This is a genomic window from Enterobacter sp. PGRG2 (assembly GCF_030291195.1).
Taxonomy (GTDB): domain Bacteria; phylum Pseudomonadota; class Gammaproteobacteria; order Enterobacterales; family Enterobacteriaceae; genus Enterobacter_D.
In genome coordinates, this window is the sequence record NZ_CP127837.1 from 1270390 (window position 1) to 1286640 (window position 16251).

A 16251-nucleotide genomic window follows, 5' to 3' on the forward strand; every position below is an offset into this window, starting at 1 on the left:
GAGTGAGGGGACTTTCCATCCTGAATCTTTTTCATCTTCCCTGAACAATCCTCACACAGTTTCACGATAATTCTGTTGACGCCATATCGCTTTTCCGTCATTTTTACATCTGGACGTCTAAACGTATAGAAGTTCACATTACAATAAACAACGACACGCGATTGATGAGGTAAGGTATGAGCTTTTTTCACGCCAACCAGCGGGAAGCCCTGAATCAGAGCCTGGCAGAAGTGCAGGGGCAGATTAATGTCTCTTTTGAGTTTTTCCCGCCGCGCACCAGTGAAATGGAACAGACTTTATGGCACTCCATCGATCGCCTGAGCAGCCTGAAGCCGAAATTTGTCTCTGTGACCTATGGCGCAAACTCCGGCGAGCGCGACCGTACGCACAGCATTATTAAAGGCATCAAAGATAAAACCGGTCTGGAAGCGGCGCCGCATCTCACCTGTATTGACGCCAGCCGTGACGAACTGCGCAGCATCGCCCGGGATTACTGGAACAACGGTATCCGTCATATCGTGGCGCTGCGCGGCGATCTGCCGCCGGGCGGCGGTAAGCCTGATATGTACGCCACCGACCTGGTCGCGCTGTTAAAAGAGGTTGCTGATTTTGATATTTCCGTTGCCGCCTATCCGGAAGTGCACCCGGAAGCGAAGAGCGCGCAGGCGGATCTGCTGAACCTGAAACGCAAAATCGACGCTGGCGCTAACCGTGCCATCACGCAGTTTTTCTTCGACGTGGAAAGCTATCTGCGATTCCGCGACCGCTGCGCCTCGACCGGCATCGACGTGGAAATCATTCCGGGCATTCTGCCGGTCTCGAACTTTAAACAGGCTAAAAAATTCGCCGACATGACCAACGTGCGTATTCCGGCATGGATGTCGCAGATGTTTAACGGTCTGGATGATGACCCCGAAACCCGTAAGCTGGTGGGCGCGAATATCGCCATGGACATGGTGAAGATTTTAAGCCGCGAAGGGGTGAAGGATTTCCACTTCTATACGCTGAACCGCGCCGAGATGAGCTATGCCATTTGTCATACACTGGGCGTGCGCCCGTCGCTGTAACCAAAAACGCCGGGCATGACTGCCCGGCAGCCGGTTTATTCCCACTCTTCCAGGAAACGCTGACCATACTGATCGGCGACGATCAGCGCCGCGTAAACCTCTTCAGGCGTGGCCCCGCCCGGCATATTGTGAATGGTTTCCCCTTCCGCGCAGGCCGCTTGCGCCACCTGGCGCAACTTCGCCGGAATATCGGCTTTAATATCCAGCTGGGCGAGCGTGATCGGCAGGCCGACGCTGTGACACAGCGACGCCACGGTTTCGATCTCCTCCACCGACGCGTTTTCTAACACCAGCTGCGTCAGTGTACCGAAGGCCACTTTTTCGCCGTGATAGTAATGGTGCGCGTCCGGGATCGCCGTCAGACCGTTGTGAATGGCATGCGCCGCCGCCAGTCCGCCGCTTTCAAAACCGACGCCGCTTAGGTAGGTATTGGCTTCCACGATGCGCTCCAGCGCGGCGGTGACCACATGCTGCTCCGCCGCCAGCATGGCTTTTTCACCCTGCTCCAGCAGCGTGTTGTAGCACAGCTCGGCCAGCGCCAGCGCCGCCTGGGTGCACTGTCCGCCCGCCATGGTGGTGGCCCCGCTGCGGGCGCAGGCGCGCGCTTCAAACCAGGTGGCCAGCGCATCGCCGATCCCGGCGGCTAACAGACGCGCAGGCGCGCCCGCCACCACTTTGGTATCGACAATCACCAGATCCGGGTTTTTCGGCAGCATCAGGTAACGTTCGAATTCACCGGCCTCGGTATAGATCACCGACAGCGCGCTGCACGGCGCATCGGTTGACGCGATGGTCGGTGCGATCGCCACCGGCAGGTGCATGTAGTGGGCCAGCGCTTTGGCGGTATCCAGGGTTTTACCGCCGCCAATGCCCAGCACCGCCGTGCAGTCTGCCTCTTCAGCCAGCGCGCGCAGACGGTCGATTTCCGTTTGCGAACATTCGCCGCCAAAGGGCACGATATCGGCGCTCAGGTCGGCGTCATCAAAACTTTTTTGCAGCGTCTCCTGCGCGAAACCTAAAACGAATTTGTCACCGACCACCAGCCAGCTTTCCGCCAGCGGTTTCAGATAGTCTCCCAGACGGGTGAGCACATCTGCCCCCTGAATGTATTTACCCGGCGATTGAATAATGTGGTCCATAGTTGACTCCTTTTACAGCGTTAACGTGCCAAAGGCGGTTTGCCAGTCGTGCTCGAATTTCTCGATCGCCGCCTCTACTGCCGGCGTACCGAGCATTTGTTGCGCTACCTCTAAGGGTAGCGTAATCGCCTGACATCCGGTCAGAAGACAGTCGAGCGCCTGGCGCGGGGTTTTAAAGCTGGCGGCCAGCACCATGCTCTCCGGCGCATGAAGTTCGAGCAGACGTTGCAGCTCCTGCACCATACGGATACCGTCGCCGCCCTGCGCATCCACGCGGTTGACGTAGGGCGCGACGTATTTCGCCCCCGCCAGCGCCGCCAGCAGACCCTGCGCCGGGTTGTACACCGCCGTTCCCAGCGTCACGATGCCTTCTTTTTTTAACATTTTGATGGCCGCCAGCCCTTCGGCAGTCACCGGCACTTTGACAATGATGCCCGGCAGGATGTCATTCAGCTGTCGGGCATCTGCCACCATGCCGTCCGCCGTGCGGCTCATCACCTGCGCGAACAGCGTGCCGTCAGGCCCGATAGCCTGTTGCAGACGAGGTAATACCTCCCGCAGCGGCTGTTTACCGGCGGCGATTATGCTCGGGTTGGTGGTCACGCCCGCCAGCGGATAAATGCGCGCCAGGCGTTCGACTTCGGCAACGTTGGCCGTGTCCAGATAGAGTTCCATGCTTTACCTCGTCAGCTTTCTGAAGTTGCGATGGCGATCAGCATAAAAGCCGGGGCCGACAGGCCGCTATCTGTCAAATCTGCCAAACACTGGACAAATGTAAGCTGCGGTCAGAAATGCGAGCTGGCTCACAGGTTCGTTTTGGTCAGCTGGCTGTGATACTGGCGGCGGTATTCGGACGGGGTGCGCTCGGTGGCTTTGCGGAACAGGCGGCAGAAATAGTTACTGTCAACAAAGCCGCAGGCGTGGGCCACTTCGTTTATTTTCAGATCGTAATTTTTCAGCAACATGCGCGCATGTTCCAGCCGGATCTGGTTCAGATAAGCGTTAAATCCTGTCGCCCCGGTATTGGCAAACAGATGGGAGAGGTAGTTCGGGGAAATATAAAACGCCTGCGCCACGGACTCACGGGTCAGCGGCGCGGCATAATTTTCGTCGATATAATGGCGTATGGCTTCAGACAGCGCCTGGCTGCGGGAGGCGGTCTGGATCTGGCTGCCCAGCAGATCGGCGCAGTGGCTGAGCAGGCTTCTTACCGTGAGACGGGCGGTGCGCTGCTCGTGCGGTTGCATCTGTAATTCACTGAGCGTCTGCAATAATAAAGAGCCGGTACGCGGGCCGCGCCGCGCCACCTGGGCGTGACACAGATTGTGCAGATGGACGCCGTCCCGGCGTTGCACGCTGAAAACTAAATACTGTTTCTCAAAGTGGATGTTAAGCAGAGTGGCAGGCTGGCGGCATTGCGGCGCGTTCCAGTGACCGGCGGGGATAAAGAGCACGTCGTTTTCCGCCATGACTGCGGGTTCACTGCCGTCTGTTATTTCGCCGTCGAGCACGATTTCCAGCCGCGGAAAATCCGTCTGCAATGCCCCTGCCGGAACCGGCCCTGCGCCACGAGCAAACCAGACGCGCTGCAACAGGGCGGCGTCTTCGGCGAATCGGGTAAGGTGATGGCTGAGGTCGTATGACATGTTTTTCCCGGAGATCGCCCGGTGAACCTTGCGTCACCGGGCGGGGGAGACCGTGCAGATTAGCCGGTGTTACGCATACCGGCAGCCACACCGGCGATGGTGACCATTAAGGCCTGTTCCACGCACGGATCTGCTTCTTTACCTTCTTCTTCCGCCTGACGCGAACGGTGCAGCAGTTCGGCCTGGAGAACGTTGAGCGGGTCGGTATAGATGTTACGCAACTGAATTGACTCGGCGATCCACGGCAGGTCGGCCATCAGGTGCGAGTCGTTAGCGATATCCAGCACCACTTTGATGTCCGCTTCCAGCTGGTCACGCAGCTCGCTGCCCAGCGCCCACAGCTCCGGTTTCACCAGACGCTGATCGTAGTATTCCGCCAGCCACAAATCAGCTTTGGAGAACACCATTTCCAGCATCCCCAGACGGGTAGAGAAGAACGGCCAGTCGCGACACATGGCTTCCAGTTCGCTCTGCTTACCGTCTTCCACCACTTTTTGCAGCGCCGCGCCTGCGCCCAGCCAGGCGGGCAGCATTAAGCGGTTTTGCGTCCAGGCGAAAATCCACGGAATGGCGCGCAGCGATTCGACGCCGCCGGTCGGGCGACGTTTGGCCGGACGTGAGCCCAGCGGCAGTTTGCCGAGTTCCTGCTCCGGCGTCGCCGAACGGAAATAGGGCACAAAGCTTTCGTTTTCGCGCACATAGCCACGGTACATGTCGCAGGAGATGTCAGACAGCTCGTCCATAATATGGCACCAGGCGTCTTTCGGCTCCGGCGGCGGCAGCAGGTTGGCTTCGAGGATCGCGCCGGTGTAGAGGGACAGACTGCTGATGGTGATATCCGGCAGGCCGTATTTAAAGCGGATCATCTCGCCCTGTTCGGTCACGCGTAGACCCCCTTTCAGGCTGCCCGGCGGTTGCGAGAGCAGCGCCGCGTGTGCCGGTGCGCCGCCGCGACCAATAGAGCCGCCGCGTCCGTGGAACAGCGTCAGCGCGATGCCCGCTTTTTCGCAGGTTTTGATCAGCGCGTCCTGTGCCTGATATTGCGCCCATGACGCCGCCATCACGCCCGCATCTTTCGCGGAGTCGGAATAGCCAATCATCACCATCTGTTTGCCCTGAATGAAGCCGCGATACCAGTCGATATTCAGCAACTGGGTCATGACGTCATTGGCGTTGTTGAGGTCGTCGAGAGTTTCAAACAGCGGCGCGACCGGCAGGGCGAAGCCAATACCGGCTTCTTTCAGCAGCAAATGCACCGCCAGCACGTCAGACGGCGTTTTCGCCATGGAGATCACATAGGCGGCAACAGATCCTTGCGGTGCATCGACGATCGCTTTGCAGGTGTTAAACACTTCGCGGGTGTCGTCGCTTGGCTCCCAGTTGCGTGGCAGCAGCGGGCGCTTGGAATTCAGTTCGCGGATCAGGAACGCCTGTTTATCGGCCTCTGACCAGCTTTCGTAATCGCCAATACCGAGGTAGCGGGTCAGTTCGCCCAGCGCTTCGGTATGRCGSGTACTTTCCTGRCGTACATCAATACGTACCAGCGGCACGCCAAAACATTTGACGCGGCGCAGGGTGTCGAGCAGTTCGCCATTGGCGATGATGGACATGCCGCAGGCCTGTAAGGATTTATAGCAGGCGTACAGCGGATCCCACAGCTGTTCGTTGTTGGTCAGCAGGCCCGCGGGTTTCGGCAGGCGCTGGCCTTTCAGACGGGCTTCCAGCCAGGACTGGGTCGCCATCAGCTGGCTGCGCAGCCCTTTCAGCAGATAGCGGTACGGCTCCTGCGCGCCTTCGCTGCCCACCATTTCACGCAGTTCGTCGGTGCATTCCACCATCGACAGTTCAGAGATCAGCACCTGAATATCTTTCAGGAACAGATCGGTGGCTTTCCAGCGGCTCAGCAGCAGGACGTGGCGGGTGATCTCCGCCGTGACGTTCGGGTTGCCGTCGCGATCGCCCCCCATCCAGGAAGTGAAACGCACCGGGACAAAATCCACCGGCAGCTTGTAGCCAAGATTTTCTTCCAGCTGTTCGTTCAGCTCGCGCAGGTAATTCGGGACGCCTTCCCACAGGCTGTTTTCCACCACGGCAAAGCCCCATTTGGCTTCGTCCACCGGGCTTGGGCGATGTTTACGGATTTCGTCCGTATGCCAGGACTGGGCAATCAGCTGGCGCAGGCGGCGCATCAGCTGGTTACGCTCGTAATCGGCAATGTCTTTGTTATCAAGCTGCTTTAAGCAGTTATTCACTTCCACCATTTTGTGGATCAGCGTGCGACGGGTGATTTCTGTCGGGTGGGCGGTCAGCACCAGCTCCAGCGACAGGGATTCCACGGCTTTTTTAATGGTGTCTTCGTTGAGATCGGGCTGGTCTTTCAGCTTTCTGAGGGTGCGGGCGATAATTTCCGGATTGCTGGCCCCTTCGCCTTTTGGCGATATGCTGTGGTATTGCTCGGCGGTATTAGCCAGATTCAGGAACTGGCTGAAGGCGCGAGCCACCGGTAACAGCTCATCGTTGGACAGGTTCTGCAAGGTGGTGAGCAGCGCCTGGCGGTCGGCTTCGTTACCTGCACGTGAGGATTTTGAGAGCTTACGGATCGTTTCGACACGGTCGAGAATGTTCTCTCCCAGCGCGTCCTTGATGGTATCTCCCAGCAGCTTGCCGAGCATACTGACATTACTACGCAAAGCGGAATATTGTTCGTTCATGTTAACCCAGACACCCCATCTCATTTTATTTTGTTATAACCCTGGTCACGTATCAGGACTGCAGGGAAATAAGACACCGTCTTTTATAAAGCCACGTAAAACCCCGTGCGTCAATTGCTGCGAAAACGGTTCAGCAAACGAATAAATGACGGCAATTTATGAAAGTTAACAGGCGCAGTTGCAGATAAGTAAAGCTTATGGAGATGTGACAAAAATCACCCCTCACCGGGAGGCGAGGGGGAAGAATTAATGCCAGCAGAAGTGATGCACCACCTGGGTGATCAGCTCCCGGGTCGGCTTAATAAAGCGCGTTTCCAGATATTCATCCGGCTGGTGCGCCTGATTAATTGAGCCGGGGCCTAACACCAGCGTCGGGCACAGGGTCTGAATAAAGGGCGCTTCGGTGCAGTAGTTCACCACTTCCGTTTGCGTGCCGAGCAGTTTTTCCACCACCTCGACCAGCTGGTGATCCGGCGGGCACTCGTAGCCGGGGATCGGCGGGTGCAGCTCGGCGATATTGACGCGACCCGGCCAGCGTTCGCTCACCGGCGCCAGCGCTTCATTAAGCAGCCCTTCCAGATCGTTAAGCGTCATGCCCGGCAGCGGGCGAATATCCATATGCAGTTCACAACAGGCGCAGATTCGGTTCGCCGCGTCGCCGCCGTGAATGTGGCCGAGGTTCAGCGTCGGATAAGGTACGGTGAAGGCGTCAAAGTGATAGCGTTCTTTCAGCGTGTCGCGCAGTTGCAGAATATGACCGATGGATTCATGCATCAGTTCGATGGCGTTAACGCCGCGCGCCGGATCGCTGGAGTGGCCGGACTGACCAAGAATGCGGATGGCATTCGAGATGTGCCCTTTGTGGGCGCGTACCGGTTGCAGGGATGTCGGTTCGCCGATAATGGCGCAGTCCGGGCGGATTTCGGCGTGTTCGGCGAAATAGCGCGCGCCCGCCATGCTGGTCTCTTCATCGGCGGTGGCCAGTACGTAGAGCGGCTTTTTAAGTTGCGTCACATCCACGTCACGCAGCGCATCAAGAATGAAGGCAAAAAAGCCTTTCATATCGGCAGTGCCGAGGCCGTAAAGTTTGTTGTCATGCTCGGTGAGGGTAAAGGGATCCCGCGTCCAGCGACCATCGTCAAACGGCACGGTATCGGTATGTCCGGTAAGCAGTAAACCGCCCGATCCCTGGCCCGCGCTGGCGAGCATATTGAATTTATTGCGCGTGCCGGGAACCGGCTGGATGTCCACTTTAAACCCGAGATCGCCAAACCAGCCGCCCAGCAGATTGATTAAAGCCGCATTACTCTGATCCAGCGCTTCTTCCGTTGCGCTGATAGACGGTGTGGCTATCAGAGCGCGGTAAATCTCGATAAATGGCGGTAGATTCATTTTCATTGTTGACACACCTTAGGTCGTGATAGTATCAATATTCATGCAGTAAATGTGAATAAAAATACACTAACGTTGATCGTAAAGGAACCCGATGTTGAATACGCTGATTGTGGGCGCTAGCGGTTATGCGGGCGCTGAGCTTGTAAGCTACGTGAATCGCCACCCTCATATGAACATAACCGCTTTGACCGTGTCAGCGCAAAGCAATGATGCGGGAAAGCGCATCTCCGATTTGCATCCGCAGCTGAAAGGCATTGTCGATCTGCCTTTACAGCCGATGTCCGACATCAGCGAATTTACCGACGGCGTGGACGTGGTGTTTCTGGCAACCGCCCATGAAGTCAGCCATGACCTCGCGCCGCAATTTCTGGCGGCGGGCTGCGTGGTGTTCGACCTCTCCGGGGCGTTCCGCGTTAACGATGCCGGGTTCTATGAAAAATATTATGGCTTCACCCATCAGCATCCGGATCTGCTGGAAAAAGCGGTCTATGGCCTGGCGGAGTGGAACGCCGATAAACTGAAAGAGGCGAATCTGATCGCCGTGCCGGGCTGCTACCCGACGGCGGCGCAGCTGTCGCTGAAGCCGTTGATCGACGCCGGGCTGCTGGATCTTTCCCAATGGCCGGTGATCAACGCCACCAGCGGCGTCAGCGGCGCCGGGCGCAAAGCCGCTATCTCCAACAGTTTCTGTGAAGTGAGCCTGCAACCCTATGGCGTGTTTAATCACCGCCATCACCCGGAAATCACCACCCATCTGGGCGCAGAGGTGATCTTTACCCCGCACCTGGGCAACTTCCCGCGCGGCATTCTGGAAACTATTACCTGCCGCCTGAAACCGGGCGTCGACAGCGCGCAGATCGCCCAGGCTTTCCGGCAGGCGTATGCGGATAAACCGCTGGTGCGTCTGTATGACAAAGGTGTTCCGGCGCTGAAAAACGTGGTTGGTTTACCCTTCTGCGATATTGGTTTCGCGGTGTCGGATCAGCATCTCATTGTGGTGGCGACCGAAGATAACCTGTTGAAAGGTGCGGCGGCGCAGGCGGTGCAGTGTGCAAACATTCGTTTCGGCTATGCTGAAACGCAGTCTCTTATTTAAGGGTGCAATGATGAATCCATTAATTATCAAGCTGGGTGGCGTACTGCTGGATAGCGAAGAAGCGCTGGAGCGCCTGTTTACGGCGCTGGTCAATTATCGTGAGTCTCATCAGCGCCCGCTGGTTATCGTGCACGGCGGCGGCTGTGTGGTGGATGAGCTGATGAAGCAGCTTAACCTGCCGGTGACCAAGAAAAACGGCCTGCGCGTCACGCCAGCCGATCAGATCGACATCATCACCGGCGCGCTGGCGGGTACCGCCAACAAAACGCTGCTGGCATGGGCGAAGAAACATCATATCGCCTCTGTTGGTCTGTATCTGGGCGATGGCGACAGCGTGAGCGTGACGCAGCTCGACGAAGAACTGGGTCACGTCGGCCATGCAAAACCTGGCTCGCCAAAGCTTATCAACACTCTGCTGGACGGCGGTTTCCTGCCGGTGGTCAGCTCCATTGGCGTGACCGACGACGGGCAGTTAATGAACGTCAACGCCGACCAGGCGGCCACGGCGCTGGCAGCGACCCTGGGCGCGGATTTGATCCTGCTCTCTGATGTCAGCGGCATTCTTGACGGTAAAGGTCAGCGCATTGCCGAAATGACGGCGGCGAAAGCTGAGCAGCTGATCGACCAGGGAATTATTACCGATGGCATGATCGTGAAGGTGAACGCCGCGCTGGATGCCGCCCGCACGCTGGGCCGTCCGGTGGACATCGCGTCATGGCGTCATGCGGAACAACTTCCGGCGCTGTTTAACGGCACGCCGATTGGCACCCGTATTCTGGCGTAAGATTTCATACATCGCTGGCGTAAGATTTAATGCCCGGCGGCGCGTTGCTTGCCGGGCCTACAGACCGTAGGCCGGATAAGCGTAGCGCCATCCGGCAGAATTCATAAAGAAAGGAAGAATGTTATGGCACTTTGGGGCGGGCGTTTTACTCAGGCAGCGGATCAACGGTTCAAACAGTTCAACGACTCTTTGCGCTTTGACTATCGCCTGGCGGAGCAGGATATTGTTGGCTCTGTGGCCTGGTCTAAGGCGCTGGTAACGGTAGGCGTACTGACGGCGCAGGAACAGCAACAGCTGGAAGATGCGCTCACTATTCTGCTGGAGGAAGTGCGTCTCGATCCGCAGCAAATTCTTACCAGCGACGCCGAAGATATTCACAGCTGGGTGGAAGGCAGACTCATCGACAAAGTGGGCGCGCTGGGCAAAAAATTGCATACCGGGCGTAGCCGTAACGACCAGGTGGCCACTGATCTGAAACTGTGGTGTAAAGAGCAGGTGAGTGAACTGCTTGGCGCGAATCGCCAGTTACAGTCTGCGCTGGTGGAAACCGCGCAGGCCAATCAGGATGCGGTGATGCCGGGCTATACGCACCTGCAACGTGCGCAGCCGGTGACCTTTGCCCACTGGTGTCTGGCCTATGTCGAGATGCTGGCCCGTGATGAAAGCCGCCTGCAGGATGCGCTCAAGCGTCTGGACGTCAGTCCGTTAGGCTGCGGCGCGCTGGCGGGCACGGCTTATGAAATCGACCGTGAACAGCTGGCGGGCTGGCTGGGCTTTGCGTCAGCGACCCGTAACAGCCTCGACAGCGTATCGGATCGTGACCACGTGCTGGAGTTGCTGTCTGACGCGTCCATCGGCATGGTGCATCTGTCGCGTTTCGCCGAAGATCTGATCTTCTTCAACACCGGTGAAGCAGGCTTTGTGGAGTTGTCCGACCGCGTGACGTCCGGCTCCTCCTTAATGCCGCAGAAGAAAAACCCGGATGCGCTGGAGCTGATCCGCGGTAAATGCGGCCGTGTACAGGGCGCGCTGACCGGCATGATGATGACCCTGAAAGGTCTGCCGCTGGCGTATAACAAAGATATGCAGGAAGACAAAGAAGGGCTGTTCGACGCGCTGGATACCTGGCTGGACTGCCTGCACATGGCAACTCTGGTGCTGGACGGTATTCAGGTGAAACGTCCACGCTGCCAGGAAGCGGCGCAGCAGGGTTACGCGAATGCCACCGAGCTGGCGGATTATCTGGTCGCCAAAGGCGTTCCCTTCCGTGAAGCGCACCATATTGTCGGCGAAGCGGTGGTGGAAGCCATTGCTCAGGGTAAACCGCTGGAAGATCTGCCGCTGGCGGATTTGCAGAAATTCAGCAGCGTGATTGGCGGGGATGTCTATCCGATCCTGTCACTGCAATCCTGCCTCGATAAACGCGCGGCGAAAGGCGGTGTGTCACCGGCGCAGGTAGCGCAGGCGATTGCCGATGCCCGACAACGCCTGGGCTGAACAAAAAAGAACCCCGCCACCGGCGGGGTTCTGGTTTTAGCACTGCGGGTTATTTGAGCTTAATCATCTCTTCTGTAATGGTGAATTTCTTCAGTACAGTCACTTCACCTTTTACATCTTCCACCAGGGTAATGACATCGCCCACTTTTGGTGCGTAGTAGTAATGCAGCGTGACGATGGTGTCGTTGCCGCTGACGCGTTTACTGCCGTAGTACACCGAACCATTCTGGGTATGACCCATGTATTTATCGCCTTCACCTGCATTGTGGAAAGCGACAAATTTACGGCTCTTCTGCGCGGCGGTAGTGAGGTTGATTTCAACGCTACGCTGGCTTGCCGTGGTGACAGCTTCAAAAGAGTGTACGCCGTCAGCCAGCTCGTCAGAGACGCTGGTGAAAGGCGCGAATACCTGACTGTAAGCGTACTCGGGTGCCTGCGATGGCGTCATGCCGCTATGTTCCGGAGAAACCTGACCCGGTACGCCTGGCTTGTCGCGCGCCATTGACCAGATACCAATCATACCGAGCTTACGGTCAGTAGCATCCTCCATGACTTTTTGGGCATCCGACAGATAGAACACTTCGCCCTGCACGTCGTTGTAGCCAATCATTGGCGTGGTGCCCATCATGGCGTTGATCTCTTTATCAGATTTCGCCGGCCAGATTTTCTTCAGCTGATTAAACAGGTTGTCGATGGCGGAGGTGGCGCAGGTGCCGTGAATGTTCTGGCCTTCGGTGCCGTCGGACTGACAAATTGAGTTGCCGTAGTCCATGGTCATCACGTTGACGCCTGCCAGTTCCACGCCTGCATCACGCGCATTTTCCAGCACGTAGACACCGTCCGGCGTCAGACCGGTCGGCAGGATCGGCAGGGTATACCAGACGCCGACTTTACGGCCCTCTTTTTTCCATTGATCCTGGGTGGCTTTCACCACACGGTTACGACGCTGGATGGATTCGTGATCGGCGACCCAGGTGCCTTCAATGTCGAAGTCCAGCACGTTGAGGTTCAGGTTATCCACGATGTCGTAATAGTGTTTTTGCAGATCGGCGTCGTTCTTACAGGCGGCCGCCAGCGGGGAGTTGTTCGCGCCGCCAATAGACACCATCACATCGCCGCCTGCTTCACGCAGCGCTTTGATTTTGCTGTACTGGGCGTAGTCCTGCATGCTGTAGGCGGTGCCCCAGGTCGGGATACACTGCTCGCCGCTTTTCGCCACCACAAACGCCATGGTGTAATGGGTAATGTTTTGCTCTTTTGCCAGCTTCGCCAGATCCGGAATGGAATTCAGGGTGAAATCGACATAGGGGGCGTAAACGTGAGCGGGCCACGGATTTTTCGGCGTACCTACGCGCTCTTTAGTGCCGGTCCAGTCGGTGTAGATCGCCCAGGGGTTTTCATCAACCGGCGATACGGCTTTCACTTTCGCCTGCGATACATAGGGCTGGCCCTGGAACTGTACCAGCGTACCCGCTTCATAAAGCGCAGTGGCGCTATATTGTGGCGCGGCGCTCAGTTCTGCTTCGCTATATTCGACGGTCGGGCCTAATGGCTTCCACGGACGGCCATTAGTACCGGTCGGGTTCTGGTTAGCGGGATTCGAGGGATTATCTCCCACGGTATAAAACAGCGCTTCATAGGACTGGCCGTCAAGTTGCGCGACATCGCCTTTGTTATATACCTGAGTAGAACTCCACACCGGAACTGGGGTATATAATTGCCATGGATTATCTTCGCCTGGCGTAAAGGAATATGCCGGAACCGCGCTTTTCGCCTGATAATTCACATCGCCATAGCTGACAATATCGCCCGTGACGTAATTCTTTTCGGCGCTGAATGCGTCGTAATTGACCGGCGTGATACCGCCAGCGTCGCAGGTGGTCGGATTGCCATATTCGTTTATTTCTGCGGGCGTGGCATCGCGGACATAAGTCCATGGATTTTCCCAGTTATCTGCGGATGCATCTTTCGGGCAATTATCAGCGTTAACATACCAGCGGTTGGTATACACTTTACTGTCAAAAATCACTTCAATAGTATCGCCGCCTTCCTGACCGCTCCATGCTTCCAGCGCAAAGGCGTTTCCGGCGCAGGCCAATAGACCTGCCGCGATAAAATATCGCGTCATCATATTCAATTTCATCGTTCACTATTCCATCAGTTATTGAAAAAACTACGGCGGCATTTTTATGCAGGCATAAATATATTTCAAGAGAATAACGTTTTAACTTAAACTAAATATATATATTGGCGGGATAATATTTATCTAATTTATAATTAGAGGCGGGTTTTACGGATTATCCGTAGATTTATAAGTAAAGGACTCATTATTTGCTGCAAAAAAAAGCGGACCCATGGTCCGCTAAATAGTTCACGTTGGCTTTAGTATTTTCAAAACGAGGCGAGTGGCTTCAAGGGATTTTTGAGATGCCGCCTCGTTTCTGGTGCTAATTATTGTACAGAGTGCTTGATAGGGATAATCGTTCATTGCTATTCTATCTATCGCCATGGACTATCATGGCGTCGGAGGATGAAGAATGAATATTCGCGATCTTGAATACCTGGTTGCGTTAGCTGAACACCGCCACTTTCGCCGCGCGGCAGATGCCTGCCATGTCAGCCAGCCTACGCTGAGCGGCCAGATCCGTAAACTGGAAGATGAGCTTGGCGTCATGCTTCTGGAGCGCACCAGCCGCAAAGTACTCTTTACCCAGTCCGGTCTGCTGCTGGTGGATCAGGCGCGCACCGTGCTGCGTGAGGTAAAAGTGCTTAAAGAGATGGCCAGCCAGCAGGGCGAAACCATGTCCGGCCCGCTGCATATCGGCCTGATCCCGACCGTGGGGCCGTATCTGCTGCCGCAGATTATCCCGCTGTTGCACCAGACCTTCCCGAAACTGGAAATGTATCTGCATGAAGCCCAGACGCATCAGCTGCTGACGCAACTGGACAGCGGTAAGCTTGATTGCGCGATCCTGGCGCTGGTAAAAGAGAGTGAAGCCTTTATTGAAGTGCCGCTCTTTGACGAGCCGATGATGCTGGCGATCTATGAGGATCACCCGTGGGCGAACCGCGATCGTGTGCCTATGGGCGATCTGGCGGGCGAAAAACTGCTGATGCTGGAAGACGGGCACTGCCTGCGCGATCAGGCGATGGGCTTCTGCTTCGAAGCCGGGGCCGACGAAGATACGCACTTCCGTGCCACCAGTCTGGAAACGCTGCGTAATATGGTGGCGGCGGGAAGTGGTATTACGTTGCTGCCTGCGCTCTCTGTGCCGCCAGAGCGCAAGCGCGACGGCGTCATCTATCTGCCGTGCATTAAGCCGGAACCGCGTCGTACCATTGGCCTGGTCTACCGCCCTGGCTCACCGCTGCGCAGCCGCTATGAGCAACTGGCAGAGGCCATCCGTACCACTATGGATGGCCACTTTGACCGCCTGTTAAAACAGGCGGTTTAAGCCGTTCAGCGCCGCTACCCGATAGGCTTCCGCCATGGTCGGGTAGTTAAAGGTGGTGTTAACAAAGTACTCAATAGTGTTACCGCCACCTTTCTGCTCCATGATCGCCTGGCCGATGTGAATAATTTCGGCGGCGCGTTCGCCAAAGCAGTGGATCCCCAGAATTTCTTTGGTCTCGCGGTGGAACAGAATTTTCAGCGTGCCGACGCTCATGCCGACGATCTGCGCGCGCGCCAGGTGTTTAAACTGCGCACGCCCCACTTCGTAAGGCACTTTCATGGCGGTGAGCTGCTGTTCGGTTTTCCCGACCGAGCTGATCTCCGGAATGGTGTAGATGCCGGTAGGAATGTCTTCCACCAGATGCGCGCTGGCTTCGCCTTTTACCATCGCCTGCGCGGCGATACGGCCCTGATCGTAAGCGGCAGACGCCAGGCTCGGGTAGCCAATCACATCGCCGACGGCATACACGTGCGGCAGCGCCGTCTGGTACATGCTGTTCACTTTCAGCAGGCCACGTCCATCCGCCTGTAAACCGATGTTTTCCAGCGCCAGCGAGTCCACGTTACCGGTGCGGCCGTTCGCGTAGAGCAGGCAATCCGCTTTTAGCTTTTTGCCGGATTTGAGGTGCATAATCACCCCGTCATCCGTGCCTTCGATGCGCTCGTATTCTTCATTGTGGCGAATAACCACGCCGTTATTCCAGAAGTGATAGGAGAGGGCATCTGACATCTCCTGATCGAGGAACGCCAGCAGGCGATCGCGGGTGTTGATCAGATCAACTTTGACCTCCATTCCCCGGAAGATCGACGCGTATTCGCAACCGATCACCCCGGCGCCATAGATGATCACATGGCGCGGTTCATGCTGAAGGCTGAGGATCGAGTCGCTGTCGTACACGCGCGGATGGGCAAAATCGACGTCTGCCGGATGGTACGGACGCGAGCCGCAGGCAATGACGAATTTTTCGGCGGTCAGCGTTTCCACGGTGCCGTCCGGACACTCCAGCGCCAGCGTATGATCGTCCACAAAATGCGCGTTGCCCTGCAGGATCTCGCAATGGTTGCGTTCATAGAAGCCCTGACGCATGCGGGTCTGCTGATTAATCACGCTGTCGGCATGATTGAGGATGTCGGCAAAGGAGGAACGAAGAAGGCGGGAATGGTCGCTGTACAGCGGGTTCTGGTTGAATTCAATGATACGGCTGACGGCATGGCGAAGCGCCTTGGAAGGGATGGTGCCCCAGTGCGTACAGCCGCCGCCCACGTTGTGGTAGCGTTCGATAACCGCGACCCGTGCTCCCTGTTTAACCAGACCCATTGCCGCGCCTTCGCCGCCTGGGCCGGAGCCTATCACTATTGCATCGTAATCCCAGGAATGTGACATGGTATTACTCACCTGTTTTTATACACAAAATAAACACAATGATAACATTTGCCCCGCTTTAACCCAATTATCGTTGTG

Annotated in this window: 12 protein-coding genes; 5 read left to right on the top strand and 7 right to left on the bottom strand. The window is 56.7% G+C overall.

Features of this window, described 5'->3' with window-relative positions; genetic code table 11:
• Nucleotides 1-176 precede the first annotated feature (176 nt).
• Nucleotides 177-1067, top strand: a complete 891-nt coding sequence (metF, locus tag QRD42_RS05465; protein WP_072571320.1) for a methylenetetrahydrofolate reductase — start codon at nucleotides 177-179, stop codon at nucleotides 1065-1067.
• Nucleotides 1068-1102: 35 nt separating this feature from the next.
• On the opposite strand, the gene gldA is transcribed toward metF, so the two are convergent.
• From gldA to argE, 5 genes are all read right to left on the bottom strand, one after another.
• On the bottom strand, nucleotides 1103-2206 hold the full coding sequence (gene gldA / locus QRD42_RS05470; protein ID WP_321988358.1) for a bifunctional L-1,2-propanediol dehydrogenase/glycerol dehydrogenase: 1104 nt from the start codon (nucleotides 2204-2206) through the stop codon (nucleotides 1103-1105).
• Nucleotides 2207-2218: 12 nt separating this feature from the next.
• Nucleotides 2219-2881 (bottom strand): fructose-6-phosphate aldolase, encoded by a 663-nt coding sequence (fsa, locus tag QRD42_RS05475; protein ID WP_321988359.1) that lies wholly within the window; start codon nucleotides 2879-2881, stop codon nucleotides 2219-2221.
• A gap of 128 nt (nucleotides 2882-3009) precedes the next feature.
• A complete protein-coding gene (locus QRD42_RS05480; RefSeq protein WP_321988360.1) occupies nucleotides 3010-3852 on the bottom strand; it encodes a helix-turn-helix transcriptional regulator in 843 nt (280 codons plus the stop codon).
• 59 nt (nucleotides 3853-3911) lie between these two features.
• Nucleotides 3912-6563, bottom strand: coding sequence for a phosphoenolpyruvate carboxylase (ppc, locus tag QRD42_RS05485; RefSeq protein WP_318377310.1), 2652 nt, complete (start codon nucleotides 6561-6563; stop codon nucleotides 3912-3914).
• 246 nt (nucleotides 6564-6809) lie between these two features.
• Nucleotides 6810-7961, bottom strand: coding sequence for an acetylornithine deacetylase (argE, locus tag QRD42_RS05490; RefSeq protein ID WP_072571315.1), 1152 nt, complete (start codon nucleotides 7959-7961; stop codon nucleotides 6810-6812).
• Nucleotides 7962-8049: 88 nt separating this feature from the next.
• Between argE and argC the strand changes: the two genes are divergently transcribed.
• The 3 genes from argC to argH all read left to right on the top strand — a co-directional run bounded on the left by argC (nucleotide 8050) and on the right by argH (nucleotide 11335).
• The gene (gene argC, locus QRD42_RS05495) at nucleotides 8050-9054 is read left to right on the top strand and encodes an N-acetyl-gamma-glutamyl-phosphate reductase (RefSeq protein WP_318364883.1); all 1005 of its coding nucleotides are present in this window, start codon (nucleotides 8050-8052) and stop codon (nucleotides 9052-9054) included.
• Between the two features lie 7 nt (nucleotides 9055-9061).
• Nucleotides 9062-9838 carry an acetylglutamate kinase gene (gene argB / locus QRD42_RS05500; protein ID WP_099458830.1) on the top strand — a complete coding sequence of 259 codons (777 nt, stop codon included), beginning with the start codon at nucleotides 9062-9064 and terminating at the stop codon, nucleotides 9836-9838.
• 123 nt (nucleotides 9839-9961) lie between these two features.
• Nucleotides 9962-11335, top strand: coding sequence for an argininosuccinate lyase (argH, locus tag QRD42_RS05505; RefSeq protein ID WP_321988361.1), 1374 nt, complete (start codon nucleotides 9962-9964; stop codon nucleotides 11333-11335).
• A 49-nt stretch (nucleotides 11336-11384) separates the two neighbouring features.
• Here argH and QRD42_RS05510 read toward each other — a convergent pair whose 3' ends face one another.
• A complete protein-coding gene (locus QRD42_RS05510) occupies nucleotides 11385-13478 on the bottom strand; it encodes a glycosyl hydrolase family 18 protein (protein ID WP_321988362.1) in 2094 nt (697 codons plus the stop codon).
• A 394-nt stretch (nucleotides 13479-13872) separates the two neighbouring features.
• On the opposite strand from QRD42_RS05510, the gene oxyR reads away from it, so the two are divergent.
• Entirely contained in the window at nucleotides 13873-14790 is a 918-nt protein-coding gene (gene oxyR, locus QRD42_RS05515; protein WP_072571310.1) for a DNA-binding transcriptional regulator OxyR, read from the top strand.
• Here the strand turns inward: oxyR and sthA are convergent.
• Nucleotides 14773-16173, bottom strand: coding sequence for a Si-specific NAD(P)(+) transhydrogenase (sthA, locus tag QRD42_RS05520; RefSeq protein ID WP_072571309.1), 1401 nt, complete (start codon nucleotides 16171-16173; stop codon nucleotides 14773-14775). The genes oxyR and sthA overlap by 18 nt on opposite strands.
• Nucleotides 16174-16251: the final 78 nt, after the last annotated feature.

Bases quoted from the DNA above. Each gene is read 5' to 3' on its own strand.
- metF (WP_072571320.1), top strand. From the start codon at position 177: ATGAGCTTTTTTCACGCCAACCAGCGGGAAGCCCTGAATCAGAGCCTG.
- gldA (WP_321988358.1), bottom strand. From the start codon at position 2,206: ATGGACCACATTATTCAATCGCCGGGTAAATACATTCAGGGGGCAGAT.
- fsa (WP_321988359.1), bottom strand. From the start codon at position 2,881: ATGGAACTCTATCTGGACACGGCCAACGTTGCCGAAGTCGAACGCCTG.
- QRD42_RS05480 (WP_321988360.1), bottom strand. From the start codon at position 3,852: ATGTCATACGACCTCAGCCATCACCTTACCCGATTCGCCGAAGACGCC.
- argE (WP_072571315.1), bottom strand. From the start codon at position 7,961: ATGAAAATGAATCTACCGCCATTTATCGAGATTTACCGCGCTCTGATA.
- argC (WP_318364883.1), top strand. From the start codon at position 8,050: ATGTTGAATACGCTGATTGTGGGCGCTAGCGGTTATGCGGGCGCTGAG.
- argB (WP_099458830.1), top strand. From the start codon at position 9,062: ATGATGAATCCATTAATTATCAAGCTGGGTGGCGTACTGCTGGATAGC.
- argH (WP_321988361.1), top strand. From the start codon at position 9,962: ATGGCACTTTGGGGCGGGCGTTTTACTCAGGCAGCGGATCAACGGTTC.
- QRD42_RS05510 (WP_321988362.1), bottom strand. From the start codon at position 13,478: ATGAAATTGAATATGATGACGCGATATTTTATCGCGGCAGGTCTATTG.
- oxyR (WP_072571310.1), top strand. From the start codon at position 13,873: ATGAATATTCGCGATCTTGAATACCTGGTTGCGTTAGCTGAACACCGC.
- sthA (WP_072571309.1), bottom strand. From the start codon at position 16,173: ATGTCACATTCCTGGGATTACGATGCAATAGTGATAGGCTCCGGCCCA.